The sequence below is a fragment of the Pseudodesulfovibrio sp. zrk46 genome (assembly GCF_012516435.1).
Lineage (GTDB): Bacteria > Desulfobacterota > Desulfovibrionia > Desulfovibrionales > Desulfovibrionaceae > Pseudodesulfovibrio.
In genome coordinates, this window is the sequence record NZ_CP051216.1 from 1577149 (window position 1) to 1600817 (window position 23669).

The window sequence follows — 23669 nt, forward strand, 5'->3', positions numbered from 1 at the left end:
ACCGTTTTGCTATGTCGGCACGGGTATTGTCGACAAGCTCAAGAAGGACTATGACATCGAGGACACTTGGGTGCCTCAGGAGATCCATCCGGAAACTCCGCCGGAGGGGCGTCCTTTGAGTGACTTGTTCACGTATTTTGACATCCAGCAGCTGACCTCTGAATGCCGTCGCCGTGGTGAGCCCTACGGTCTCCACTTTGGCGACATAGTCAATCTGAGCAACACGCGCCTCTCTCTGGAGGCTGCGGAGTTCGCCCGGAGTCAGGGGCGGTATCACGAGTTTCACCATAAGGTGTTTGAGGCGTATTATTCCCATGGTCGAGACATCGGCGACATGGAAGTGCTGCGTGATGTGGCTCAAGATGCCGGGCTGGATCCGGATGCCATGGAAGCCGCTTTAAAGGAAGGGAGTTACCGGAAGGCGGTCAGTATGGGGTGTCTCGAAGCAAGGGATTCAGGCGTCACCGCCATTCCCGCTTTTTTCATCGAGGACATGCCCATGATTACTGGCGCCATCCCCGAAGACCGCTTTCGTGAGATCTTGGATTCCCTTGTAGAAGAGTAACGGCGGGCCTGTTTATCAGCCAATGTCTTCGTGAGAAGATGCGTATTATCCACAATCAACCACAACGAAAAACAACACGATGCATAGTGCTGAGAATTTTAAAGAAATAGTAGTATTCTTCACTGGTGGAACCATAGGAATGTCTCCTGCCGAAGGAGTGCACGGCGTGGCTCCAGGTGGTAACTTCGAGAAGTTGCTGAACCAGCTCGCTCCGCAGGAAGACGGCATCCGTCTGCGACCTGTGGAGTGGTGTGACAAGCCCAGTCCGCACATGACACCTGCCGACATGTTTCGACTGGCAAGAGAGATTCAGGGAGTGCTGGCCGAGCCGCAGGTGCTCGGTGCGGTGGTGCTCCACGGCACCGACGTACTGGCCGAGTCCGCATACATGTGTGACCTCGTCATCGACTCGGACAAGCCCGTGGTGCTCACCGGCAGCATGCGCTACTACTCCGAGTCCGGCTACGATGGCATCCGCAATCTCATCAACGCGGTCCGCGCCGTGTTGCTACCCATTCCTCCCGGCACCGGAGCATGCGTTCTCATGACCGACCGCATCTTCACCGCCCGTGAAGCGGTCAAGGTCAACTCGCTCAACGTCGACGCCTTTGAATCTCGCGAGGCAGGCATCGTCGGGTACGTTGCTGGTGAGTCCGTCATCCTTGCCGGGTGCCCTCTGCACCATTCCCCGCGCCGCAAATTGTCTCCTGAGTCCATCGAGCTCAACGTGCCGCTCATTACGTCATATACGGGAATGGACCGATCGGCTATCGATCATGCAAGAAGCATTGGCAGTAAAGGAATTGTCATAGAAGGATTCGGCGCAGGCAACGTGCCTCCCGGTGTCGTCCCCGGACTGGTGGACTGCATGGAATCCGGTATTCCGGTGGTTCTCGCCACCCGCTGTATCGAGGGTGGTGTCTGGCCCATTTACGGTTACGAAGGCGGCGGTGCCGATCTGCAGGATCGCGGTGCGATTCTCTGCGGAAGGCTCGGCGGCCCCAAGGCGCGCATCCGGTTGATGTGTGCCCTCGGTCTTACCTCGAACCCGGACGAGATTCGGGACATGTTCGAAGACGCGTAATACAGGAAGCCCGGCTCACTGAGCCGGGCTTCTTCTTTTCTAGTTATCTATTCCTTGGTTCCCCAAGTCTCGCCGCTGTCTTCACTTCCCCACGTTCGTTGGTGGAGGCTGCCTTTTTTCTTGCTGGCCTTCTTTTGGGAGGCGCCGGTGTAGTTGGGCGATTGTTCCGGATTGTTCTTGTAGTATTGCTGCAAGGCCTGATTGGCGATCGTGTCCTGATAGCTTTGTTTCTGACTCGACCGTTGAGTCGTGTAGTCATCGCTTCCTGCCATAACAGGCAAAGCGATCAACAGGGTTAAAGCTATGGCGATCAAGATGGCGTTTTTCATGGCGGCCTCCTCGCTGTCATCATGCCACATGTCAGGCTGATGGGGAATGGCTCTAGTGCATGCTGAATGATTCTTAACACCTGCACAGAGGCTTCTCGTAGCCACCCCGTCAACACCTTATTTCATTCTTCTCACGCCCCGATTCATATCCTCAGCACCCGTACGCATCCCGGCGAAAAAGTCGGGGTTAGGGTTCTCCCTCCGGCCCGGAGTGGTGAGGTTTCACGGCCTGAAAGCCTGTTGCGGAATGGTTCCGTTCAAGGGATTCAGACACCCTGTGAGACCGCGCTGCCGGACACCCGGATTGGTTGAAACCCTATAGCGAGTGAACAAGGAGAGTGGAATATGTCCACCACGATCACCAATTCGTTTGTGACCGAGTACACCGAGATGGTGCACCAGTCCTATCAGCAGCGCGGGTCCAAGATCCGCAACACCGTGCGCCTGCAGTCCGGCGTGGAAGGCTCCAAGTGCGTCTTTCAGAAGGTCGGCAAAGGCACGGCAGGCAAGAAAACCCGGCATGGCAACGTGCCTCTCATGAACCTCAACCACTCCTCGGTGTCCTGCACCCTGTCCGACTGGTACGCCGCCGAATACGTGGACAAGCTCGATGAGCTCAAGGACAAGCAGGACGAAAAGAAAGTGGCCGCCGAAGCAGGCGCATGGGCTCTGGGCCGCAAGATCGACGAGCTCGTCATCGGCAAAATGGTCGGCGCATCCAACATCGTGGCCGAGGCGTCCTCCGGTCTGACCAAGGACAAGATTCTGCAGGCCTTCGGCACCCTCAACGCCAACGACGTGGCTGACGACGGTCATCGTTTCGCCGTGGTCGGTCCGCATCAGTGGAATGAGCTGCTCAACATCGAGGAGTTCAAGTCCAGCGATTTCTCCGGCGAGCAGTATCCCTGGCTGGCGGGCACCGAGTCCCGCACCTGGCTGGGCATCACCTGGATGTTCCACACCGGACTGCCGTTGGATGCAGGAATCCGTTCCTGTTTCATCTACCATCGCAACGCCATGGGGCTTGCCGAAGGTCAGGAGATCAAGGCGTTCGTGGACTGGGTGCCGGAGAAGGCCGCCCATCTCGTGGACCACATGTTGTCCGCAGGGGCCTGCCTCATCGATCCCGAAGGCATTGTGGAAATCAAGTGCGACGACGACGCGGTCATCGCCTAGCAACCTTCAGCTAAAGGAGAAAGCACATGGCAGGATATCAGGCAGACGACATGCGTCTCATGGGCGGTGTGCCCGGGCAGCAGCTCTTTACTTATCGGAGCTCCGAGCTCATCGCAGACATCACGGTCAGTGGTTATTTTGATCAGGCCGTGGAGGACTACAACTTGGATACCGGCGATATCATCATCGTCTGTTCCGGTGCCACCAAGGCCGATGCCATCGACCTGTTGGTGGCCACCAACACCAGTGGTGCCGTGACTGTAGTCAACGGCAGCTAAAGCGAAATTAACCTTTAACTAAAAGATCTTCCTTCAGACATGGACACGGGAGGGACTCCATCGGGGAGTCTCTCCCTTTTTATTGTTGGTGCCTTTGGCGACCCTGCCGGGGGCCGCCTCGCCGGCGGGGCAGGTTATGCAGCTGGCACCGAAGGCCGAGGGCCTTTGGAATCCCGTTGCTCGCTTCGCTCGGGGCGCTTCGGGTTTGGACCAACTTCTATAGAATAAACTAGCGGCGACAGCCGCAGAATGGGTTTCCAAAGGGTTATAGCCCTTTGGCCGCCGGGCTTCAGCCGTTAGCGAGTCTTCAAGCTTTACGGATGTAGACAGCAGAGATAGACGAAATCATCTAATAATAGGAGGCCGAAGGCCGATCTCCCAATCTGATTTCCTAAAACTCCAGCTTCAATCCACACCCTGCTTCCACTACAGGGCACTTGCGGGCCAGGGCGATCTTGGCGGCGAGATCGGTGCAGTGGCAGGGGTAGAGCGCTTCGAGCTCAAGATTGGCCAGATAATCGGTGGTGGGATCGAGGCGTTCGGGCTTGGCGTTGCGCAGATGAAAACCGCCGATGACGGCGCGAACCTTGTCGACGCCGGTGACCTGACGGGCGTACTCCACGGTGTTGCATACCCCGGCGTGGGCACAGCCGGTGATGACTACGAGACCGGTGTCGGTGACGTAGACGAGGGAAGAATCATCGAGCAGATCATCCTTGATGGAACCTTCCGCTGTCATGCGGTAGCCGGATGGCGCGGTCGCTTCGAAATCGAAACGGCGTTCGATCTCACCGAGGAAAAGCATGCGCTTGGTGATCCAGCGGGGCTCGGCAGAGAGTTTCAGATTGAAATGCCGTTGGGCCTTGTCTTTGGAAAAGAGGGGGCCGAACTCGGGCTCGTTCGGATCAAATTTGGTTTCGAACACACGGGGATGGGCCACAAGGGTCGGGTGGGGCACGGTGAGCTTCAGACGACCTGCTTCGTAGTAGTGACGGATCAGGGCGTCGAGTCCCCAGGTGTGGTCATAGTGGCCGTGGGAAAGGACGACGTGGTCAATGTCGAGCAGGTCGATACCCATGCGACGGGCGTTGTTCAGGAAGGCGTCGGTGTATCCGGCGTCCATGAGCACGCGCGTCTCGTCGTCGGCGATGAGCATGGAAAGGGCTGGCTCGGCGTGAAGGAGCTTGCCGCCCAGGGCATTGTTGTCCACAAGAAATGTGAGTTCCATTGGAAGTCCTTTTGATATTTGCATCTGGAAGTTGCTTGCAAAAATCTATATGACGGACACATGCCCAATCGCAACCGACTTTTCACTCTTCTCCTGTTGTTTTCCCTGATTGTCATGTCCGCCCCGGCAAATGCGGCGGAAGAGGCACTGTTCCTGAACCTCATTGATGGCGACTCCATGTGGGTGGAATACCAGGGTCGCTCCCGTGAAGTCCGGCTCATCGGCATCGATGCGCCGGAGTGGGGACAGGAATACGGCACCAAGGCCAAATCCCATGCGCTGAATTTTTGTTACGGCAAACAACTTACCTTGGAATTCGATAAAGGCCGCAAGGATAAGTATGGCCGTCTGCTTGCCTATGTGTATTGCGGTAAGCGGATGCTCAATGAGGAATTGGTGCGGGCCGGGTTGGCGCTGGCGGTGCGGTATGAGCCCAACGTGAAATATCAGAAGCGGCTTGAGCGTGCCGAGAAAGAGGCGCGCGCCAAGCGCAACGGCTTCTGGCTGCGCGGCGGGCTGAAACAGACGCCTTATGAATGGCGCAAGTCGCACAGAAAGAAGTAGGTCTTCGAGAAAAAGGGAAAGCCCCGGCAACTCTGGTTGCCGGGGCTTTTTTATTGGTGCTCTTTATCGCTTGATATTGATGGTGGTGTTGAGCAGCGTGTCGGCCGTGGTGATGACCTTGGTGTTGGCCTGATAGCCTCGCTGGGTCAGGATCATGTCGGCGAACTCCTGCGCCATGTCCACGTTGGACTGCTCCAGTGTGTTCTGCTGCATGGTGCCTCGACCGCCCTCGTCCGGCTTGCCTGCGATGGCGTTACCAGAGGCCTCGGTGGCGACGAAGTTGTTGTTACCGACCCGGCGCAAACCCCATTCGCTGTTGAAGCGGAAGACCGATATTTGGTAGAACTTCTCGCTTTGACCGTTGGAGAAATGCCCGGTCAGGAAACCGTCGCGGTCGATGCTGGTGTTCTGGAGATAGCCCCAGCTGTAACCATCCTGATTCTGGTATATGGTGGCCGAGCCCGAGTCGAAGCTGGTGGAGGAGCGGACTTCTCGTTCTTCGTTGGCCAGGTCCAGCAGGTTGTTGGCATTCACACCCACGGATGCAGGGGTGCCCGTATTGGAGACCCAACTGCCGGTGGTGGAGTTGAGGCCGAAATCAAGGGACATGGTCTGGGTTGTACCAATGGCCGAGCCGTTGCTGCCGAAGGTCATGGCCATCTGTGGATGGCCTTCTTCGTCGAATGTGGCAGCCTGCCATGCTCCCAGACTCTTGCCGCCCGCACCACTCGCCGTGTTCAAACTGTAGGCAGCGTGATTGACCAGCTCGCCTGAACCGTTGAAGGTCAAAACTCCAAGGCCCATTAGTCCGGCGGAAGAGGTGCCGTAGGCGCTGGTGCCGTCATTGTCTCCCGGTACGGCCACGACGTATTCCCAGTAGCTGTAGCCCGGGGTGGCGTTGGAAATGGTGTTGCTGCTGACCGGATCAAAGTAGACGGTCATATCAATGGTGTTGCCGTCCTCGTCAAAAATATTCAGGCTGGACGAATAGGCCGGCGGGCTGTCGCCAAACGGCGTGGATGCGTTGCTCAGATTGCCGTTATAGGAATCGAGCATGGCGAAAAATGGATTGCTGGTGCTGGTGTGCAGATCCGAGGCCAGGGCATCGAGGTTGGTGATCATCTCGATGGACGAGGTCATCTTTGGATCGGATCGCACCTGACGGATTTGCTGACCGTCGATGATAACGTCTTCGTAGGGCAATTGAACGTCGGAGAGGGAAGTGGACACGACGTTGGTTTCGCGGTCAACGGAATAGCCCTGCAGGCGGTACCCGTGCGGGTCCACCAGATAGGCGTCATTGTTGAAGCGGAAATTGCCTGCGCGGGTAAAGTGGGATGCTCCGGTGGCAACGACATCTGCGCCGACTACCTTGCGCACGCCAAAGAAACCGTTGCCTGTGATGGCAAGGTCAGTGGTTGTTTCGGTGTTCTCCAGCCCACCTTCATTGAAGATGCTGCGGATCTCTCCGATGCCCACGCCTTTGCCTATCTGGCTGGTTTGGATCGCGCCTGATTGATACTGGGCGCTGGCACCTGCGACTGTCGTGCTCATGAGGTCCGCGAACCGTGCGTCCGCCCTCTTGTAGCCGACCGTGCTGATGTTGGCGAGATTATTGCCAACCACCTGCATCTTGTCGCCGTGTGCCACCACACCTGTGGCGCCTACGTACATTGTTGAAAAACTCATACTGTCCTCCAATCCGGGTAACCCTTCCGGATGTGGCCTGGGAATGTGCCGGGAGACCAATCCCGGAAAAAAATTCCCGATTCCTTCTCGACAGGGATATGAGCAAAGGGTGTGCCATATGAAAAGATATATTATTTCAGCATAAAGAAACCTAAATTAAGTGGGCAGAACCTTCCATAACTTGAGAAAAGGGGATTCTGTGACCGGAAAACCTAATCGCTTGCCATGCGGTGGAAGCATGCGTAGGGTGGCTCAACTTGAAAAATGAGAGTGACCAAACCAATAACTTGAATGGAGTCATGTATATGAAACGTATTGTCACCCTGCTCTGTGCCGTTGCCCTCGGCCTGATGATGCTGACCGGCTGTAACCAGCAGGCAGCTCCTTCCATCACCGTTGGTGTTGTGGATGAAGCCGCTGCTTTCCAGAAGAATCAGCTGGCTGCCAAGGCCATGGCCTACCTCCAGGAGATGGGTGCACCGCTGCAGAAAGAAGCTGAAGCAGCGTACAAGGCCATGCAGGCTGACCAGAACGAGACCACCGTGGCTGCATACAAGAAAGCCATGGGCGAGCTGCAGGCCGTCATGAACGGTGAACAGCAGCGTATCGTTGGTCTGGTTGACGCCAAGTTCAACGAAGTGCTGGAAGCCTACCGCGTTGAAAAGGGCCTGACCCTGATCCTCAGCCGCGAGTCCGTCATCTCCTCTGCCGAGACCGTGGACATCACCGCTGACATCGTGGCTGCCATGGACAAGCTCGAAGTGGACTTCGCCAAGCCCGAAGCACCTGCTGCTCCGGCCGCTGAAGAAGCCAAGCCCGAGACCAAAGAATAGTCCGGCCGCAATATGAAGAAAGAAGAGGCCTGTCCGCTTGTGCGGACAGGCCTCTTTTATTGTTATGTAAGTAATGATCAGCCGTTGATGAATTTATGCATCTCGTCGTGGGCTGCGGTGAGGTTGCTTTTGAAGTCGGTAAACAGGGCCACGGTTTTTGCTTTGTCCCCATTCTTGGCGGCATTCTCCATGCCCAGCGCAAGGCTGACCAGAATGTCGGTGCGGACCACGCCGCACATGCCTTTGAGTGAGTGTGCCAGGCGCGATGCCTTGCCCATGTCGTCGGCGTCCAGTGCCTCTTTGAGCGAGGTAACACGTTCCGGGCTGTCGTCCATGAATGCGCCCAACAGTTCCAGGGCAAGCTCCCTGTCTCCGGCAAGGCTCTGCAGGAATTGAGTCTCATTGAAAATGGCTGTCATGTTGAATCTCCGTTTGAAAAATCTTGCAGATAGTTGACCCGTACCACCCCTTTCAGGGCATTGGAAGCATTATAACGAGCCGTTACAAAGATCCCCGTATAGTTTTTCGTATCTGTTGATTATCGAAGGCAGCGAGTATTCTGCGACAATCCGTTGTCGGGCTGCTTCTCCAAGCAACTCCCTGCCATTGTTTGACATGGTTGCTAGCTCGGTCAAGGCGCTTGCCATCTTGTCGGCATCTCCCGGTCCGACCACGCGGCCGGTATCGGCCACCAGAATGCGGGAGTCGCCGACGTCAGTGACCACATTGGGAACACCACAGCACATGGCCTCGCCCACCACGTTGGGGAAGCTCTCGCCAGTGGACGACGACACGTGGATGTCCATGGCAGCCATCAGTCGAGCAACGTCGTTGCGCTCACCAAGCAAGCGTACCCTGTCGGCGGGCAGTCCTGCCTCGCGCATCCATGTGGCGATGTCGAGATTGTCGTAGTCGACACCCCGGCCTGCCAGCATGAAGATTGTGTTACAGTTCTGAGTCGTTTTGGCGGCAGCCCGAATCAGGGTTTGGTGATCTTTCATGGCGTCGAAGCGGGCCACATGGCCGATGACGACCTTGTCCGGACTGATGGAGAGCTCTTCCCGCACAGCCTGTCGCGCTGTCGGGTCGGGGTGGAAGTGATCCACGTTGAATCCGTTGGGAATGACCTCAAAGTGTTTGGAGGTATAGCCCAACGCCTTATGGAAGCGGCGCGCCTCGTTGGAGTTGGTCAGGATGGCATCGGGAAAGCGCGAGAGGGCGGCGCACAATTTGAGCGTCACGCCGGTCATGCGGCGATATTCATCCAGCGCCATGAAGGAGCAGCGGATGTTCCATGCTATCTTAGGGCCGCCCATGGGATAGGCAATCTTGGTGGCGGCGAGGGCGGCGAGGTCGGCATGATAGAGCCAGCTTTGTACCACGTCCGGCTTGTAGTTGCGGATGATGCGGACCAGGCGCAGCAGTGCGGGCAGGGACGGAACGCCGCGGCGCATGGAGAGCGTGTGCACGGGAATGCCTGCTTCTTCCAGCTGCGTGCCCATGGGGCCGGGCTCAATGAGACTGACCACTCGCGACGTGAAACGTTTGCGATTCATGCCCTTTGCCAGACGGTAGAGCATGGTCTCGGCTCCGCCTACATCCAGGCCTGTTATGACGTGCAGTATTTTTTTCATGAGTATTGTCCGCCCACCAGTGTCTCTTTGGCGGGCAGCCTTGGCCTATCATCATATAAGATAAAAAACCATAGCTGCACGAAATGCAGGGTGGTCAGCAGCGGGCGCATCTTCCGCCGGACACCTGTTCCCAGTTGCCGTTGGTGCGGCGAATGAGGATCTCCTGCAGCGTGGTGTCTCCGCAGTTGTTGAGGCAGAGCTTGTTGGGCTGGAGGGAAAAACTGGTCGCTACCTTGCGCGCCGTGGAGTAGTGGGTGCGCACCCAGATGTTTCTGTTGGGATCATCGGCATGGATGTGTGCGTATGCACGTTCAGTGGACGGGCCGCCCTGACGCGGGGCAGCGATGATGGTGGGCCGATCCAGAACGAGGGCTTCGCCGTTGCCGAGAAAGGGCAGACGGGTGTCGCCGCAGAGCAGTACGCCGCAGTCGCGGTTGCCATACTGGTAGACAAGTCCGTTGCGGAAATCGATGGTCTGTCGTGCCTGCTCCAGTATTTCCTTGGGAGACATGAGGTCTGGCAGGGTATACCTGTCCTCGGCCGGGCAGCCGTTGATGCATTTGACCGGGACTCGTGACAACCCGGCATACTGGCAGCAATCCGCGTTGGACATGAACCGGACCCGGGCAGGGCTTTTGAGTATGAGCGCTCCGGCAATGGCGGTGAGCGCCAGCGTGGTGACCAGCGAGCGGACGCCCCGTTCCGCGCCGCCGGGCAGCAGGTCAGCCTCGGCCAGCAGCAGGCGTCCGCACAGGTGGGCCACGTCTTCAGTGGTGCCGCCACGCATCAGCCGTTTGCCGATGACCGTGATGGCCCGGTTCACAGGCGCGCCTTCTCCCTGCCAGCGGCAGGCCGCACGGTCACTCAGGGTTTCCAGCGTCGAGATGAAAAATTTCGTCAACCCATCCTCTGCTTCGTCGTTGTCTTTCACTATGAAGGAGTCACGAGTCAGATGGGCATAGGGCGTCTCGCCAAGGCAGAGTGTCATGCCAAGGGCGATGAGCATTGCCACGCTTTCCATGCGTCGCCGGGCCGAGTCTCGCGGCAGTATGTCGGGAAAGGTGTTCCATTGGGGATCTGCAAGGTAGGGTATCTGTTTACCATTGCTGCCCTGTGCGAGCCAGCCTTGCCAGTCGCCGTCGAACCGCCGGGCCGACTCCATCAACAGATCCAGGGATTCAGGGAACCAGTATTCTGTAACTCCCATCCCGGTTTCCATCAGGTCGAGGATGCCGCCCAGCCGTTCCCGGCAGGTATTGGTGCAGAACACGGCACGAAGTTTTCTCACCTTCCGCTCTTCCAGGAGTTCGTGCAAACCGCATCCGTCCTGACCGCCGTCAAAGAGAAAATCGCCGCATCCACCGCTTCTGATGAGATAGGAGTCGCCGCACCTGATTGGAAGTACCCTGAATTCTGTCATTTGTTCTGCATGAGTATTCGTAAAAGCGATATAGATATTAGGTCATACGATATTGAATATGTCAATCTATATAGTGTTGCGAACGATAAAAACATAAAAATGACAAAAAAAATGATCAAGAAATCAGGCCTATGGAGGAGTGAATATTCACGACTGAGTGCAAATAGTAGTAGTTCTTAATGTAAAAACAGATATTTGCAGTGTGGATAAACAGTCCTTCGTACGCCATTGTACCAAAGTTGACAAGGAAGAAATGCGTCTTTATATGGCCTGCAACACAAACGTCACAGGAGACATTTACATAATGAAGTTACTTATCAACTACACACTCGCCCCAGTGCTTTGCGCCGTTGTCGTGGTCCTGGCCGTGGCTGTTGTAGTGAAACAGCAGGAAGTCGACGGCCTCAAGCACAAGCTCGTGCTTGCAGAGCAGACCGCCGAGGCCCGCAAAGCCATGGTCGAGGAAGCGCGTCTGCTTCAGAAAGCCATGTCCAAGCCGCCCGTGCGAAAAGTCACGGTTACTGCCTATAACCCCACCACCGCCCAGTGTGATGAGGATCCGCTTATCGCCGCTTCCATGCGCAAGGTTCGTTCCGGCACCATCGCCGTTTCCCGCGATCTCTTTGATCAGGGTTGGGTCTTTGGCCGTAAGGTCCGCATCGAAGGGTACGGCATTTTCGAGATCAATGATCTCATGAACAAACGCTTTACACAGCGAATCGATATATTCATGTGGGATGAAAACCAGGCCCGCCAGTTTGGCAAGAAGAACATCAAGGCCGCCCTACTCGAAATCTAGTTAAGGCCCACCTTTGGTTGGCCTCAAAAAGGCGTGCTCCTTTTCGGAGCACGCCTTTTTTGCGTTTCCCCGGCTTGCGATAGCGGCGCATCTGCGGCGTTGCCGGACGACGAGTGAATCCTCACCGTAGCGCTGCTACGCCTCCGGTTCCCTCGTGTCCGTCGCCTTGCAGCTGCACCACTCTCGCAAGCCTCACGCGGTCAGGGGAGAAGAGGGGTGGGTGACATATACAAGAAGAACCCATCTGACGGGGAGTCGGATGGGCTCTTATTAATAGATTTGGTGGCTATGGTTAGTCCAGCCAGCGGACTTTGGCATCCCAGCGTCGTGGGATGCGGGGGTAGCGGTATTTGGGGTAGCCGAGCATGAGGGCGGCGTAGACGCCGTGGCCTTCGGGGATCTGGAGGCGGTCACGGAGGTCGCGGCAGCCTTCGGCGGCTTCCATGAGGAATCCGGCCCAGCAGGCGCCGATGCCGCGGGCATGGGCGGCCAGTTCAAGATAGGCGGCGGCAAGAGAGCAGTCCTCGGCGGGATGGAATCCATCCTCGGAGGCGTGGGCAATGGCCACGTGCGGGGCGCCGTGCAGGATCATGTCGATGCCTTTTTTCCAGTTCTTGATGACGCCGGGGAAGACGTTGTTGATGGCCATGTAGTGAACGGTGTGTCCCACCAGCTCCTGCGTCACTTCCGGGTTGGAGGTCACGATCCACTGGGCGGGCTGGCCGTTCTTGGCGCTGGGTGCGAAGGTGGCCACCGAGAGCAGTTCTTCGATGGTCTCGCGTGGGATGAGCTTGTCCTTGTAGGTGCGGATGGAGCGGCGGCTCATGAGGAACTGGTCGGCCTGCTCCGGGCTGACGCGGAGATCGCGCGCGACCTTGTCGCACTGCTCGGGGGTGAGCTCGGGCGTCACCGGCATTTCCGGCAGGGTCAGGGCCTGCACCGGGCATATGGCCACACAGTGACCGCATGCGATGCACGTCTTCTTGGCTGCCAGACGCAGCTTGGGGAACTCGTCCTTGCCTTCTACAATCAGTTGGTACGGGCACTCGGAATAGCATCCGCCGCACTGCTTACATTTCTCTTTATCCACAAACATGGTGTTCTCGTGATGTTGATTTGGGTAGGGCGCCAGCTCGGTCGGCCGCGCCTGAGACGCCGTGCGTAATCAAATGACCTACCCTTTGTCCAGACCCAATTACATATCTTAACGCGCCTGACATCAGCCACTAATATGCAATACGCCTATACGAAAAGCAGTGCAAATAATCGCCTCTCACCCGCCCTCGAGCGAAGCGAGCGATAAAAAGTTTGGGAAAAGGAGGGGATGGGGGTCTGGGGGAAGGGGAGGAAACAACCCTTTCCAAAGGGTTTTTCCTCCCCTTCCCCCAGTTCGCCGCAGGCGAATTAAATTTTAGCGCAAATAGCTGGGAGGGCTTCGCCGATCAGGGTGCGCAGGGTTTCTGCGAGAATGTCAGACTGGCTGCCGTAGCCGGGAACCACGAGGTTCTCCACTTCGCTGGTGTACTTCTCGGCCAAGACGGTCTTGCCGTCCTTCTGGACCATGAACTTGACGGTGAGCTTGCCGGCATAGGTAGTGGTGCCGGTCTGGTTCAGGTTCAGAGCCAAGACCTCACCAGTGATGAGTGTGCCGGTGCCGGGGGTGACGGTGGAAGTACGATACTTGGGATTGCTGCCAGCGGCCTTGAGCTCGTCGAAGAGCGCCCAGCCAACCCAGTCGGCCACGTCTGACAGAGTGTTGATAGCCTGCCCGTTGCTGTCGGACCCGAGCTTGGACTGGTCACGCTTGTCCTCGAACTTGAAGACCGTGACGTCGCCGGAGCAGGGTGCCGTGGACTGGCCGATGGCGTATGTGAGTTTGACAGCGTTGTGGCTGGCGCAGCCAACGACGGCGAGGAGCAGGATGAGGCAGAGGGCTGCCGGGAAAATGCGTTTGGTCATGGGGTATCTCCGCTAGATTTCATTGCCTTCAGGGGCGGGGGTCTCTTTTTCGATCTGTTTGTCGAGTTCCTTCTCCATCTTGTCCAGCAGCTTCTTGGTGATGGACAGGAGGCGATCCAGATTCTCGCTCACAAAGGATTTTGCCTTGGTGTCGATTTCTTCGTCGAGCTTGTCGCCGTCAACCTTGGGGACAGCCTGGGCGCGCTCCTTGTCGAGCTTGATGAGGGCGCGGATGGCATCGAGGTTCTCGCGAATCTGGGCGAACTCTTCCTTGAAGGCCTGTTCACGCGCAGCGGCATCGGCCTTGAGGGTGCTGACCTCGTTTTCAAGGGCGGTCAGCCGTTCCTTGTCCTGAGCGGAAAGCCCGGACGGTGAATCCTGTCCGCAACCGGTGAGGGCCAGACACAGGGCCAGAATCAGCGCCGCGACAAAAGGAGTGCAGGTGATGTTTCTCATGGAAACAGGGGTATCACATACGGATACGTGCTGACAATGGAGTGAATGGGGCGACAGTGTGAACCTTGATTTTGCGTGGCAATTCCGTACAATGCGCAAGGCTCGAAATTGCCGGGCCGGGACAGGAATTCAAGATGAGATTATGCCAATGAGATTAGTTAAGTATTCCGTTATTGTATGTCTGCTCCTCGCCTGTGCGGGCATCGCCTGGGCAGGGGATTACGTGCCGGTGGGGCATCCCACCAGCTTCCGTGGGCTAGAGTGGGGCACCGCTCTTGAGGATGTGCCCGACCTGTTGGCCGTGAAAGGCGCATCGTACAAAGACACCTATTTTCGCAAAGACGAGCGCATGACGTTCGGCGATGCCAAGATTACCTCGGTGGCGTACTACTTCCGCAAGGGCAAGTTATACCGTGTGGGCGTCGCCTTCGAGGGCAGGGGCAACCACTTCCTGATCAAGGAAAGATTGTTGTCCATGTATGGCCGCGGACGCGGCGTGGGCTCGCGCTACGGCTGGATGTGGCCCGATTTTTCTGTCGAGATCAACTATAATGATGATGCCAAGACAGGCGGACTCATATATACTTACGAAGGAAAACTCGACTAAGTTTTCGTCACCAGAAAAACGATAAGAAGGCCATGAACGAGAACCGTCCCGTCCAAAAGCTCAAGCTGCGATACAAGCTCTTCTACGTCCTGAGCGTAGTGGCGCTGGGTGTGCTGCTGTGTGCCAATTTCAGCATCATCTACACCCTTGTTGTCACCCCGCCTGAAGACCCTGCCTCGGTCATGAAGAGCGTGTATATCGTCATGGTGGTGGGCTTCTTCATTCTGGCGGCCCAGGCCCTGCTTATCTTCACGCGCTTCATCCCCATGCTCGGCAAGGAAGCGGCAGCCCTCGAGGAAATGAACGAGCAGATCGAGCAGCTGTCGGTTTATGACGACCTGACCAAGGTCTATAACCGGCACAAGTTCGAAGACGTGGTTCGACGCGAGCTGGAAAACGTGCGCCGTTACTCCCACCCATTGTCTGGCATCATGTTCGATATCGATGACTTCAAGGTCATCAACGAGGCCAATGGCTACCGCGCAGGAGACAAGCTGCTGGCCAGCCTCGCCCAGTTCGTGAGCGGCAAGCTGCGGAACTCGGACTACGTGTTCCGGTGGCGCGGCGGCAAGTTCATCATTCTGGCCCCCCATACCGACATCGAAAAGGCTGCCATCGTGGCCGAAAAACTGCGCCAGATCGTGGGGCACAAGCTCTTTGGCGGCAAGATTCGCATGACTCTCTCCCTGGGCGTGATTCAGGGGGCTGAGGACGATTCCATGGAGACTTTCCTGCATCGTATCCAGTCTGCCCTGACCGGAGCCAAGAGTCAGGGCAAGAACTGCGTAGTGGTTAGCCGCAGCTGATTCCGCATTCCTCCTGTCCGCCGGGGAGCCAGAAAAGTATGGCAAATCCCGTGGCCTTGTGTTTATTGTAATAGATACCGGGAACTATTTTGCCGGCAGGAACTATTATGCCAAAGACAATCAGAGAATTTCTCAAGCTCTTCGGGCCGCTGGCTCTGGGGATTCTTGTTGTCTCCACCTGGTTTATCTACAATCGGAATCAGAGCCATCTGGAAGTGGCCGGCAGTCGTCAGAAGACACTGGTAGGGATCGTTGCCACTACGGTGGAGCGGGGCATGGTCAGGCATGCCCACGATGCCAGCTTCCTTGCCCGGTTGGTAGCCCGTCATTTGGAGGAAGACCCCTCCTATGTCCACATCGAAGAAGCCTTTTCCGACTTTGCGCGCAGTCGTAGCGATTACTTTGTAATCCGTTACATCGATAACTCCGGCGATGAGCAGGTGCGGGTGGACAAGTCCTATGCCGGACCTGTCATCAGCCCGCGGGACAAGCTTCAGCATAAGGGCGGCCGATACTATTTTCAGGAAACCATGCGCGCCGGGAAGAATGATGTCTACATCTCCCGGTTCGATCTCAATATTGAACACGACCAGATTGAAGAGCCCCTGCGCCCGACCTTGCGTTTTGGCAGTCCTGTCTTTGACAGTGACGGCAAGCGCATGGGTATCGTGGTGATCAATTATGAAGGCAGCATGCTGCTTGACCAGCTCAGCATGCATGCAAACAAGGCCGACGGCTCGGTCATGCTCTGCAATGGCGAAGGCTACTGGATGCTCGGCCCGAGCAAGGAAGATGAGTGGGGCCATATGCTGGGTGACGACGATGGTCCGTCCATGGCAAAGCGTTACCCTGCTGCCTGGAGGGTTATTCAGGCCAATGACAAGACCCAGTTGACGAATGAGTATGGGCTGTTCACCTCGGCTACCGTAAATATCATACCGGGCGTCATCCTGATCGGGGATTCACCGCCGAACATACCGGACACCAAGCGCTGGAAGATTGTGACACTGGTGGCTCCGGACCTGCTGGTCGTGCCGTGGAAGGATCTGTACATCACTCTGGTGTCCCTCTGTCTGTTCTTCCTGGCACTCGGCTGCTGGTATCTGGCGGACAACCGGGTGCATCAGGCCGAGGTAGAAGCCTGGCTCCGCGAGAACGAAGAGCGCACCATGGCCATCAGCGATTCTTCTCAGGACGCCATCATCATGATCGATGCAAAGGGACTCATCACCCACTGGAACCCGGCCGCCAAGCGGTTGTTTGGTTACAGTGAAGATGAAGCTTTGGGCAGAGACGCCCATGAGCTGCTTGCCCCCGAGATGTATCGCGAACGGGTGGTAAAGGGGCTGTGGAAGTTTTCCAAGGACGGCAGCGGGCATGTCGTCGGCAAGGTGCTTGAATTGGAAGGTGTGCGTAAGGATGGCAGCATTGTTCCTGTGGAGCTGGCCATCTCCTCTTTCCAGTTCAAGGGCGAGTGGTATGCGGTGGGCGCCCTGCGTGACGCCACTGCCCGCAAGCAGGCCGAGTTGGAGTTGAAGCGCAGCGAAGAGACCAGCCGCGCCTTGCTCAACGCACCCACGGAAAGCGCCATGCTTATCCAGCCGGGTGGTACGATTGTAGCGATCAATGAGGTCGGTGCGTTCCGTCTCGGTGGCAACGTGGAAGAGATCACCGGGAAGAATATTTTTGACCTTGTCGAGCCGGAGCTGGCAAATACACGCCGTGGTCATATCCGTCAGGTGCTCCAGACAGGCGAGGGCGTCACGTTCGAAGATATGCGCCGCGGTCGGCGGATGCTCATCAATGCCTATCCGGTCAAGAATCCCGATGGCTCTGTCGACAAGGTGGCCCTGTTTGCCCGAGACGTCACCGAGCAGCGTCAGGCCGAGGCGGCCCTGTTGCATTCCGAGCAGCGTTTCAGGGACGTCAGTGCTGCGGTCGGTGAGTATATCTGGGAGACCGATGCGCAAGGAGTCTTCAAGTTCCTCACCGAGGACGTGGTTGCCGTGCTGGGATACACGGCTGAAGAGTTGCTTGGGAGGGATCCTGAGGCTTTGCTCCCGTCAGAGGATGTCGAGGACTACCATCGCTGGTATGAAGACCTGGCCGCCCGTCATGGTTCTTTCAGCAACGTGGAAGTGCGCAATGTCACCAAGGATGGCACGGTGATCTGGCTTCAGGTCAACGGCGTGCCGTATTTTGGCGAGGATGAAGAATTTCTGGGCTATCGCGGTGCGGCCATGAACATTACGGATCGCAAGCAGGCCGAGGTGGCCCTCAAGGAAAATGAGCGCAAGCTGCGCGCTCTGGCCGAGTCAGCCTACGACGCCATCATCACGGTGGATGATCAGGGCTTGATTACCTTCTGGAATGACTCCGCAGAGATGATGTTTGGCTACACCGAAGAGGAAGCTCTTGGGCAGAATGTGAACACGCTGATCTTGACTCCAGAGGATAGAGAAGGTTCCGAGGCGAGCATGGATACATTTGCTCGCACCGGGGACGGACCTGCCATGGACGCCATTGTCGAGACGCAGGGTATGCGCAAGGATGGTTCCTCCTTCCCCATGGAACGCTCCACCTCCAGTTTTCGACTCGGCGGCCGCTGGTATGCTGTAGCCACCATCCGCGATATCACCGAGCGCAAGCGCACCGAGGCCAAGCTGCGGGAATTGGCCACTACGGACAGTCTCACCGGCCTGTTCAATCGCCGTCGGTTCATGGAATTGTCCGAGCGGGAATTTTCGCGCAGTTCACGTTATGGCCGTTCGCTCGCCATGCTCATGCTGGACATCGATCATTTCAAGAACGTCAACGATACCTACGGTCACGATGTGGGCGATCAGGTACTTCGTTCCCTGTCCGAGATCGCCATCATGGCCTTGCGCAAGGCTGATATTCTTGGCCGTCTCGGTGGCGAAGAGTTTGGCGTGCTTCTCCCTGAAACCGACTTGCCTGCCGCTCAGGAGGTCGCCGAGCGTTTGCGTGTCTCCATTGAGCGCAACGTTATCAACACCTCTGCCGGGCCGCTCAACATCACTGTCTCCATCGGCGTCGGAATTTTCAACGATGCCACCGTCAATACGCAGGAACTCCTCAAGCGGGCGGACATCGCCCTCTATGAAGCGAAGCAGTCCGGTCGCAACCGCGTTGTGGTCGGGTAGTCTCGGCTTCGGATAGCGGCGCATCTGCGGCGTTAAGTGAATTGTAGGCGAGTCTTCGAGCCGTACAAGATCTTATGCCTCAGGTATGCCAGGCTACGAGTGAATACTCGTCGTAGCGCTGCTACGCCTGTGGTTCCCTCGTGCCTGTCGCCTTGCAGCTGCACCACTCTCCGAAGCCTCACCTTGTGAAGCTTCGGAGGTGATAGTAATGAGATTCTCAGAAAATTATTAGTGCCAGACGTTGCTGCTCATGAAGAGAGCGGCGCCGAACAGGGCGATGGCGGCAGCTCCGCAGAGGGAGAGGGCGCCGTATACCCAGTTGAACAGGGAGCGGTTCTTGCCGGACAGCTTGAGGGTCACGTTGCGGGCGGCCACCGCGGCCCAGGCAAAGAGGGTGGTGGTGACGCCCATGCCCACGGCCATGGCGAAGAGGGCGAGCATGCCTGCCCAGAATATGTCCTGACCGATGGCAAAGGCGAGGATGACGGCTGCACCCGGGCAGGGCACAAGGCCGGTCACAAAGGATACCGTGAGCACCCGGCGCATGTTCTGGTCTTCTTCGAGGGATTCGCCGTGTTCGCAAGCTGCCGGAATCAGGCCTCCCTTGATCAGATCGCGGATGGTCTTGCCAAAGAGAAAGAGTCCCATGAGGGCGAGCAGGGCGTAGCTGGCTGGCTGGAGTGCGCGGCTGGCCTCGGCAAATCCGCCCATGCCGGAGGAAAAGACGAGATAGGCTATGCCCACGGCAACGGCGGCCGATCCCATGTGGACAAAGGTGATGGCATTACCCATGACTGCGCCCGTGAAGAGTGAACCGGGGTTGGACAGGAAATAGGAGCAGACAACGCTCTTGCCGTGTCCGGGGCCCACTGCGTGGACCACGCCGTACAGGAAGGACAGGCCGAGGAACATCCAGAGGGCCGAGCCGAACGGGTTGCCGCGAATGTCCATGCCGAAGCCGTTGAGCTTGAGGGTGAGCTGCTTCTGAATGTCGCGCACCATGCCCATGACCCGTTCCATGAGGCTGGGAGCTTCGGCTTCTTCCATGGCGGCCAAGGGGAGGTCCGTGTCCGAGCCGGGTGTGTTGGACAGGGAGAGATGGATCGCCTCGGGTACGATGAATTGCCAATAGGTCTGGTCCTTGGCCGGACGAACCACGTGGCTGACCTGTACCATGCCGTCCACCTCGAAGCCGATGGCATCCTTCATCAGCAGGATGTCCGAGTAATATTCCTTGTCAAAGACAGCCACGCGGCAATCCTTGAGTTGATCAAAGGGCAGATTGAGCGGGACCGTGAAGTCGTAGATCAGGCGGCCTTCGGAAACAGTGGCCTTGAATCCGGTGGTTTCAGTGATGGGAACGCGTTTGCCGCCGGTCTCCACAAAGGTGAAGTAGTCGTAGTTGGCGAGGTAGGCGAAGGCGCCATTGCGAAGTTTTTCCTGCCCCAGGGTGGTGCCCAGTGTCTCGGGCGTCAGTTCCAGGTCTGCCATGATGGCGCTGCTGAAGATCTCATCGAACAGCCAGTGTTGATGCAGGGCCTTGAGGCCTGACTCGTCCACTTTAAAGGTCAGGGTCGCATCGATGTATACGTGCGGGTGAGCCTTGGCCGGGGTTGCCGGGGTGAGCAGGAGTAGCGCCAGAAGGAGCAGGGCAGGAAAGAAAAAAGGGCTTCGCTGTTTGGTCATGCGGTTTTCTATGCTTCCGGGGTCTGCTTGGCAAGTCTGGGCAACGGATTGCAGGAAAATGTCGTGAGGTGATTATTGATGGATGCTTGCTAATTTGATTGTGTTCATCTATATCTTATAGATTGATCAAATAAAATATTGGCGGTCATGAAGAAGCTTATTCCATATATTATGGTGCTCGGCGTACTGGTCTTTTCGGCTGCCACAGCCATGGCCGAGTCGCTGCGTATTACCACTGTCGGCCTGCCCCCGTACGGATACAAGGACAAGGGGGAGTTCGTCGGGATGAGCTATGAAATTGGCAACGCGTTGGCGGAGAAATCCGGTTATGAACCGAACAACAAGCTCGCTCCTCTGGCCCGGGCCGTCAATGATCTCGCCTCCGGCACCACTGATGTGGTCATCATGTTTCCCACACCCAATGTAGAGCGTGTCGCCCATAGCGTTGGCACAGTCATGAATGTGCAATGTGTAGTCTTGGCGCGGTCCGAGACGGTGCTTCGTTCAGAGCGGGACCTCAGAGGCAAGACGCTGGCTTCCGTGCGTGGCGCCCTCTATGACAGTGGTGCATGCAAGCGCAACGGTGTGATTCTCCAGCCGGTGGAGAATTACGAGCAGGGAGTGAAAATGCTCCTTGCCCGGCGGGTGGACGGCGTGATCGGTCCCCGGCTTGGGTTATTGTATACGGTGGAAAAGATGCGCCTGCCCCCAAAGGCGTTTGGCAAGCCGTTTGTCGTGACGACGACCCCGGCGTGTCTGTTTCTTTCAACAAAATCTGATTCGCCCGAAATGCGTGACCGTCTGGCTAAGGCATTGGAAGTCCTTGGCTCGGATGGAACGATTAAAAATATTGTATCAAAATATTCATTATAACGTGGATGACACCGCCGTGAGGATTGTGTAGAAATATCTGGTCCGATTAGTAAAGGTTAGTTCTTCATCGACGTACGTGCACAATTCTCGGAAGGATTAATGAGCCCCGAAAAGCCAAAAGTCCGGCGATCATTTTTCGCCAATCGCAGCCGCTCCATCTCCCGTGACCTGACGGGCAGCTTGGTCGTGATCGTTCTGGTCATTGCCACGGCCATGGGCGGCTATATTTATTGGCAGCAATCCGAGGAGATGTGGGAGACTGCTGAAGAGAAAGGCGAAGACACCATCACTTCGGTGGCCGAAATCTTGGCCGTTCCCATCTGGAACCTCGACTACGACAACGCCCGCCTCATCGGTTCGGTCTACACTCACGACGACATGGTGCAGGGCATCCGTATCTATGGCTCTCGCAACGAGGTCGTTTTTGCCCACGAGAAATTTTCCGGCACCCAGGCTGATTTCAGCAAGGTTCGCTCCATCGTATTTGAAGGGCGCACCATCGGTCGTGCCGAAATAGATTTTACCCTTGCCCGAGACAAGAAACGACTCAACGAGCAGATGTTCGTTTCGAGTATGATTATCGTGGTGGCCATCTCGGTTATTCTCGCCATCACCGGTCTGTTGCTCAGAGTCTTCCTCAACAAACCGCTTCAGGTGCTCCAGCAGGGCATTGCCCGAGTCGCCAAAGGTGACTTCTCCTACGAGTTCGGAGAAGTGTACCATGCGGAGTTATTGGAGATTGCCAAGCGGTTCCGGCGCATGTCCGCCGAGATTGAGGCCCGTGAGAAGAAACTGCAGGCCATGAACAAGACGCTTCAGGAAGCCGAGGAAAAATACCGCGGCATCTTTGAGAACGCCATTGAAGGTATTTTCCAGGCCACGCCCGACGGTGTGCTGCGCCGCGCCAACCCGGCCATGGCCCGTATCTTTGGCTACGACTCCCTCGATGAGTTCCTTTCCAACGTCCGCTCTCTCGGTTCCCGCATTATGGTCAATCCCGATTCCATGCAGGACTTCTATCAGCAGGTGCGTGACCGCGGCGAGGTCAAGCGTTTCGAGGCCGAGTACTACCGCCGCGACGGCAAGACCATCTGGGGTTCCCTCAACGCCCGCGCCATTTACGGTGAGACCAGTGAGCTGGTGTTCATCGAAGGTATTCTCGAGGATATCACCGATCGTAAGAAAGCTGAGCAGGATCTGGCTGACCTGAACCGTCATCTGGAGCAGCTCGTCCGTGATCGTACCGAGGATCTGGTCAACAAGGCCCGTGAGCTCGAAGAAGCGAACCAGCGATTGCGTGAGCTTGACGAGATGAAGTCCGCCTTCCTCTCCTCAGTCTCTCACGAGCTGCGTACGCCGCTGACCTCCATTCTCGGTTTCTCCAAGTTGCTGCACAAGGAATTTGCCCGCAACTTCCTGCCCCTTGCCGCGGACCAGAAGCCGCTGCTCAAGCGTGGTGAGCGCATTCAGGAGAATCTCTCCATCATCAGTCATGAAGGCGAGCGTCTGACCCGTCTCATCAACGACGTGCTGGATCTCAACAAGATCGAATCCGGGCGTATGGGCTGGCGTGACGAGCGCATCAATCTGACCGAGATCATCGAGTTCGCCGTGCAGGCTGTTACCGGTATGTTCTCTCAGAATCCTGACGTTGACCTCGTCACTGAGATCGATCCGACGCTCCCGACTATTTTGGCCGACCCCGACCGCATGCAGCAGGTGCTCATCAATCTGCTCAACAATGCGGCCAAGTTTACCGAAGAGGGAACCGTCACGGTCCGTGCCTTCCCCCGTTTCGGGCAGGTGCGCGTCGAGGTCCAGGATACCGGTATGGGTATTCTCCCCGAAGATCAGGCTCAGATTTTCGAGAAGTTCCATCAGACCCGCACCGACACCATGGAAGACAAGCCCAAGGGTACCGGTCTCGGACTCACCATCTGCCGCGAGATTATCGAACACTACGGTGGCCGCATCTGGGTCGAGTCCGAAGGCGATCACGGGTCCACCTTCATCTTCACCCTGCCAGTCTCCCAGTAAGCGCAGGAATACGACGATTCAAAAGGCTCTCCAAAACGGAGGGCCTTTTTTTGTGCCTCCGGCGGCGCCTGCCAGCGGGGCCTCCTCGCCGGAGGGGCGTCTCCGACGGGCAGGACGCTGTCCTGCACCTGCCAAAGGCCGAGGGCCTTTGGAATCCCATTTCTCACTTCGTTCGGGGTGCGCGTTAGTATGAGGTGTCGCAGGCTCTCAGCTTCGTTCGTTCCTGCCGTGGCCGGTAATGCCGTTTGATGGATAAATGCGAGTGCGAGTTTGTGATGCTTCTCGGAACAACTTCCGCGCACTTCTCCACCAAGCGGCAGGATGCTTTTATTTGGGTGTTGAAACTCGGCAAATCTTCTTCTTATCCATGCTGATCTTTTTCAACTGACAGATGGAGTAAAAGATAGAGCCTGTTAGGCTCCTTCGCCCGCGCGGATGCGCCGATAAAAAGTTTAGGAAGGGAGAGAGGGGTTGGGGGGATC

The 23669-nt window shown here is 57.0% G+C and carries 22 protein-coding genes; 12 read left to right on the forward strand and 10 right to left on the reverse strand.

The features are described from left to right. The first annotated feature begins 55 nt into the window (after nucleotides 1-55). Entirely contained in the window at nucleotides 56-565 is a 510-nt protein-coding gene (locus tag HFN16_RS07145; protein ID WP_247648495.1) for a DsbA family protein, read from the forward strand. A 139-nt stretch (nucleotides 566-704) separates the two neighbouring features. Beyond that, entirely contained in the window at nucleotides 705-1649 is a 945-nt protein-coding gene (locus HFN16_RS07150) for an asparaginase (protein WP_247648468.1), read from the forward strand. 47 nt (nucleotides 1650-1696) lie between these two features. Here the strand turns inward: HFN16_RS07150 and HFN16_RS07155 are convergent, their stop codons facing one another. Next, the gene (locus tag HFN16_RS07155; protein WP_168890101.1) at nucleotides 1697-1978 is read right to left on the reverse strand and encodes a hypothetical protein; all 282 of its coding nucleotides are present in this window, start codon (nucleotides 1976-1978) and stop codon (nucleotides 1697-1699) included. Between the two features lie 345 nt (nucleotides 1979-2323). Between HFN16_RS07155 and HFN16_RS07160 the strand changes: the two genes are divergently transcribed. Together HFN16_RS07160 and HFN16_RS07165 are read left to right on the forward strand one after the other, a co-directional pair. Beyond that, a complete protein-coding gene (locus HFN16_RS07160; protein ID WP_168890102.1) occupies nucleotides 2324-3154 on the forward strand; it encodes a phage capsid protein in 831 nt (276 codons plus the stop codon). 26 nt (nucleotides 3155-3180) lie between these two features. Continuing rightward, nucleotides 3181-3432 (forward strand): hypothetical protein, encoded by a 252-nt coding sequence (locus HFN16_RS07165; protein ID WP_168890103.1) that lies wholly within the window; start codon nucleotides 3181-3183, stop codon nucleotides 3430-3432. 391 nt (nucleotides 3433-3823) lie between these two features. Here the strand turns inward: HFN16_RS07165 and HFN16_RS07170 are convergent, their stop codons facing one another. After that, nucleotides 3824-4660, reverse strand: a complete 837-nt coding sequence (locus tag HFN16_RS07170; RefSeq protein WP_168890104.1) for an MBL fold metallo-hydrolase — start codon at nucleotides 4658-4660, stop codon at nucleotides 3824-3826. A 60-nt stretch (nucleotides 4661-4720) separates the two neighbouring features. On the opposite strand from HFN16_RS07170, the gene HFN16_RS07175 reads away from it, so the two are divergent. Then, complete coding sequence (locus HFN16_RS07175; protein WP_168890105.1) at nucleotides 4721-5224, forward strand: thermonuclease family protein; 504 nt, start codon at nucleotides 4721-4723, stop codon at nucleotides 5222-5224. A 63-nt stretch (nucleotides 5225-5287) separates the two neighbouring features. Here HFN16_RS07175 and HFN16_RS07180 read toward each other — a convergent pair whose 3' ends face one another. Then, entirely contained in the window at nucleotides 5288-6913 is a 1626-nt protein-coding gene (locus HFN16_RS07180) for a flagellar hook-basal body complex protein (RefSeq protein ID WP_168890106.1), read from the reverse strand. A 305-nt stretch (nucleotides 6914-7218) separates the two neighbouring features. Between HFN16_RS07180 and HFN16_RS07185 the strand changes: the two genes are divergently transcribed. Next, complete coding sequence (locus HFN16_RS07185; RefSeq protein ID WP_168890107.1) at nucleotides 7219-7746, forward strand: OmpH family outer membrane protein; 528 nt, start codon at nucleotides 7219-7221, stop codon at nucleotides 7744-7746. A 77-nt stretch (nucleotides 7747-7823) separates the two neighbouring features. On the opposite strand, the gene HFN16_RS07190 is transcribed toward HFN16_RS07185, so the two are convergent. From HFN16_RS07190 to HFN16_RS07200, 3 genes are all read right to left on the reverse strand, one after another. Then, entirely contained in the window at nucleotides 7824-8165 is a 342-nt protein-coding gene (locus HFN16_RS07190) for an Hpt domain-containing protein (protein ID WP_168890108.1), read from the reverse strand. Between the two features lie 69 nt (nucleotides 8166-8234). Continuing rightward, complete coding sequence (locus HFN16_RS07195; RefSeq protein ID WP_168890109.1) at nucleotides 8235-9380, reverse strand: glycosyltransferase; 1146 nt, start codon at nucleotides 9378-9380, stop codon at nucleotides 8235-8237. Between the two features lie 94 nt (nucleotides 9381-9474). Continuing rightward, the gene (locus HFN16_RS07200) at nucleotides 9475-10800 is read right to left on the reverse strand and encodes a hypothetical protein (RefSeq protein ID WP_168890110.1); all 1326 of its coding nucleotides are present in this window, start codon (nucleotides 10798-10800) and stop codon (nucleotides 9475-9477) included. 304 nt (nucleotides 10801-11104) lie between these two features. Between HFN16_RS07200 and HFN16_RS07205 the strand changes: the two genes are divergently transcribed. Then, nucleotides 11105-11599 carry a 3D domain-containing protein gene (locus HFN16_RS07205; RefSeq protein ID WP_168890111.1) on the forward strand — a complete coding sequence of 165 codons (495 nt, stop codon included), beginning with the start codon at nucleotides 11105-11107 and terminating at the stop codon, nucleotides 11597-11599. Nucleotides 11600-11891: 292 nt separating this feature from the next. On the opposite strand, the gene HFN16_RS07210 is transcribed toward HFN16_RS07205, so the two are convergent. From HFN16_RS07210 to HFN16_RS07220, 3 genes are all read right to left on the reverse strand, one after another. Continuing rightward, complete coding sequence (locus tag HFN16_RS07210) at nucleotides 11892-12695, reverse strand: nitroreductase family protein (protein WP_168890112.1); 804 nt, start codon at nucleotides 12693-12695, stop codon at nucleotides 11892-11894. Nucleotides 12696-13003: 308 nt separating this feature from the next. Next, nucleotides 13004-13558 carry a hypothetical protein gene (locus HFN16_RS07215; RefSeq protein ID WP_168890113.1) on the reverse strand — a complete coding sequence of 185 codons (555 nt, stop codon included), beginning with the start codon at nucleotides 13556-13558 and terminating at the stop codon, nucleotides 13004-13006. A 12-nt stretch (nucleotides 13559-13570) separates the two neighbouring features. Continuing rightward, nucleotides 13571-14014, reverse strand: a complete 444-nt coding sequence (locus HFN16_RS07220; RefSeq protein WP_168890114.1) for a hypothetical protein — start codon at nucleotides 14012-14014, stop codon at nucleotides 13571-13573. Between the two features lie 148 nt (nucleotides 14015-14162). Between HFN16_RS07220 and HFN16_RS07225 the strand changes: the two genes are divergently transcribed. From HFN16_RS07225 to HFN16_RS07235, 3 genes are all read left to right on the forward strand, one after another. Then, the gene (locus tag HFN16_RS07225) at nucleotides 14163-14621 is read left to right on the forward strand and encodes a hypothetical protein (protein ID WP_168890115.1); all 459 of its coding nucleotides are present in this window, start codon (nucleotides 14163-14165) and stop codon (nucleotides 14619-14621) included. Nucleotides 14622-14653: 32 nt separating this feature from the next. After that, on the forward strand, nucleotides 14654-15427 hold the full coding sequence (locus HFN16_RS07230; RefSeq protein ID WP_168890116.1) for a GGDEF domain-containing protein: 774 nt from the start codon (nucleotides 14654-14656) through the stop codon (nucleotides 15425-15427). Between the two features lie 107 nt (nucleotides 15428-15534). Next, nucleotides 15535-18591: a PAS domain S-box protein gene (locus HFN16_RS07235; protein WP_168890117.1), complete on the forward strand. Its 3057-nt coding sequence runs from the start codon at nucleotides 15535-15537 to the stop codon at nucleotides 18589-18591. A 228-nt stretch (nucleotides 18592-18819) separates the two neighbouring features. On the opposite strand, the gene HFN16_RS07240 is transcribed toward HFN16_RS07235, so the two are convergent. Next, nucleotides 18820-20277 carry a DUF1007 family protein gene (locus HFN16_RS07240; protein WP_168890118.1) on the reverse strand — a complete coding sequence of 486 codons (1458 nt, stop codon included), beginning with the start codon at nucleotides 20275-20277 and terminating at the stop codon, nucleotides 18820-18822. Between the two features lie 147 nt (nucleotides 20278-20424). On the opposite strand from HFN16_RS07240, the gene HFN16_RS07245 reads away from it, so the two are divergent. Both HFN16_RS07245 and HFN16_RS07250 read left to right on the forward strand, forming a co-directional pair. Continuing rightward, nucleotides 20425-21150 carry a transporter substrate-binding domain-containing protein gene (locus tag HFN16_RS07245; protein WP_168890119.1) on the forward strand — a complete coding sequence of 242 codons (726 nt, stop codon included), beginning with the start codon at nucleotides 20425-20427 and terminating at the stop codon, nucleotides 21148-21150. Between the two features lie 99 nt (nucleotides 21151-21249). Next, complete coding sequence (locus tag HFN16_RS07250) at nucleotides 21250-23187, forward strand: PAS domain-containing sensor histidine kinase (RefSeq protein ID WP_168890120.1); 1938 nt, start codon at nucleotides 21250-21252, stop codon at nucleotides 23185-23187. The last annotated feature ends 482 nt before the right edge of the window (nucleotides 23188-23669 follow it).

Coding starts and splice junctions, on each gene's coding strand:
- HFN16_RS07245 (WP_168890119.1), top strand. CDS start 20,425: ATGAAGAAGCTTATTCCATATATTATGGTGCTCGGCGTACTGGTCTTT.
- HFN16_RS07220 (WP_168890114.1), bottom strand. CDS start 14,014: ATGAGAAACATCACCTGCACTCCTTTTGTCGCGGCGCTGATTCTGGCC.
- HFN16_RS07175 (WP_168890105.1), top strand. CDS start 4,721: ATGCCCAATCGCAACCGACTTTTCACTCTTCTCCTGTTGTTTTCCCTG.
- HFN16_RS07225 (WP_168890115.1), top strand. CDS start 14,163: ATGAGATTAGTTAAGTATTCCGTTATTGTATGTCTGCTCCTCGCCTGT.
- HFN16_RS07150 (WP_247648468.1), top strand. CDS start 705: ATGTCTCCTGCCGAAGGAGTGCACGGCGTGGCTCCAGGTGGTAACTTC.
- HFN16_RS07210 (WP_168890112.1), bottom strand. CDS start 12,695: ATGTTTGTGGATAAAGAGAAATGTAAGCAGTGCGGCGGATGCTATTCC.
- HFN16_RS07165 (WP_168890103.1), top strand. CDS start 3,181: ATGGCAGGATATCAGGCAGACGACATGCGTCTCATGGGCGGTGTGCCC.
- HFN16_RS07200 (WP_168890110.1), bottom strand. CDS start 10,800: ATGACAGAATTCAGGGTACTTCCAATCAGGTGCGGCGACTCCTATCTC.
- HFN16_RS07170 (WP_168890104.1), bottom strand. CDS start 4,660: ATGGAACTCACATTTCTTGTGGACAACAATGCCCTGGGCGGCAAGCTC.
- HFN16_RS07230 (WP_168890116.1), top strand. CDS start 14,654: ATGAACGAGAACCGTCCCGTCCAAAAGCTCAAGCTGCGATACAAGCTC.
- HFN16_RS07155 (WP_168890101.1), bottom strand. CDS start 1,978: ATGAAAAACGCCATCTTGATCGCCATAGCTTTAACCCTGTTGATCGCT.
- HFN16_RS07185 (WP_168890107.1), top strand. CDS start 7,219: ATGAAACGTATTGTCACCCTGCTCTGTGCCGTTGCCCTCGGCCTGATG.
- HFN16_RS07205 (WP_168890111.1), top strand. CDS start 11,105: ATGAAGTTACTTATCAACTACACACTCGCCCCAGTGCTTTGCGCCGTT.
- HFN16_RS07195 (WP_168890109.1), bottom strand. CDS start 9,380: ATGAAAAAAATACTGCACGTCATAACAGGCCTGGATGTAGGCGGAGCC.
- HFN16_RS07215 (WP_168890113.1), bottom strand. CDS start 13,558: ATGACCAAACGCATTTTCCCGGCAGCCCTCTGCCTCATCCTGCTCCTC.
- HFN16_RS07180 (WP_168890106.1), bottom strand. CDS start 6,913: ATGAGTTTTTCAACAATGTACGTAGGCGCCACAGGTGTGGTGGCACAC.
- HFN16_RS07235 (WP_168890117.1), top strand. CDS start 15,535: ATGCCAAAGACAATCAGAGAATTTCTCAAGCTCTTCGGGCCGCTGGCT.
- HFN16_RS07160 (WP_168890102.1), top strand. CDS start 2,324: ATGTCCACCACGATCACCAATTCGTTTGTGACCGAGTACACCGAGATG.
- HFN16_RS07190 (WP_168890108.1), bottom strand. CDS start 8,165: ATGACAGCCATTTTCAATGAGACTCAATTCCTGCAGAGCCTTGCCGGA.
- HFN16_RS07250 (WP_168890120.1), top strand. CDS start 21,250: ATGAGCCCCGAAAAGCCAAAAGTCCGGCGATCATTTTTCGCCAATCGC.
- HFN16_RS07240 (WP_168890118.1), bottom strand. CDS start 20,277: ATGACCAAACAGCGAAGCCCTTTTTTCTTTCCTGCCCTGCTCCTTCTG.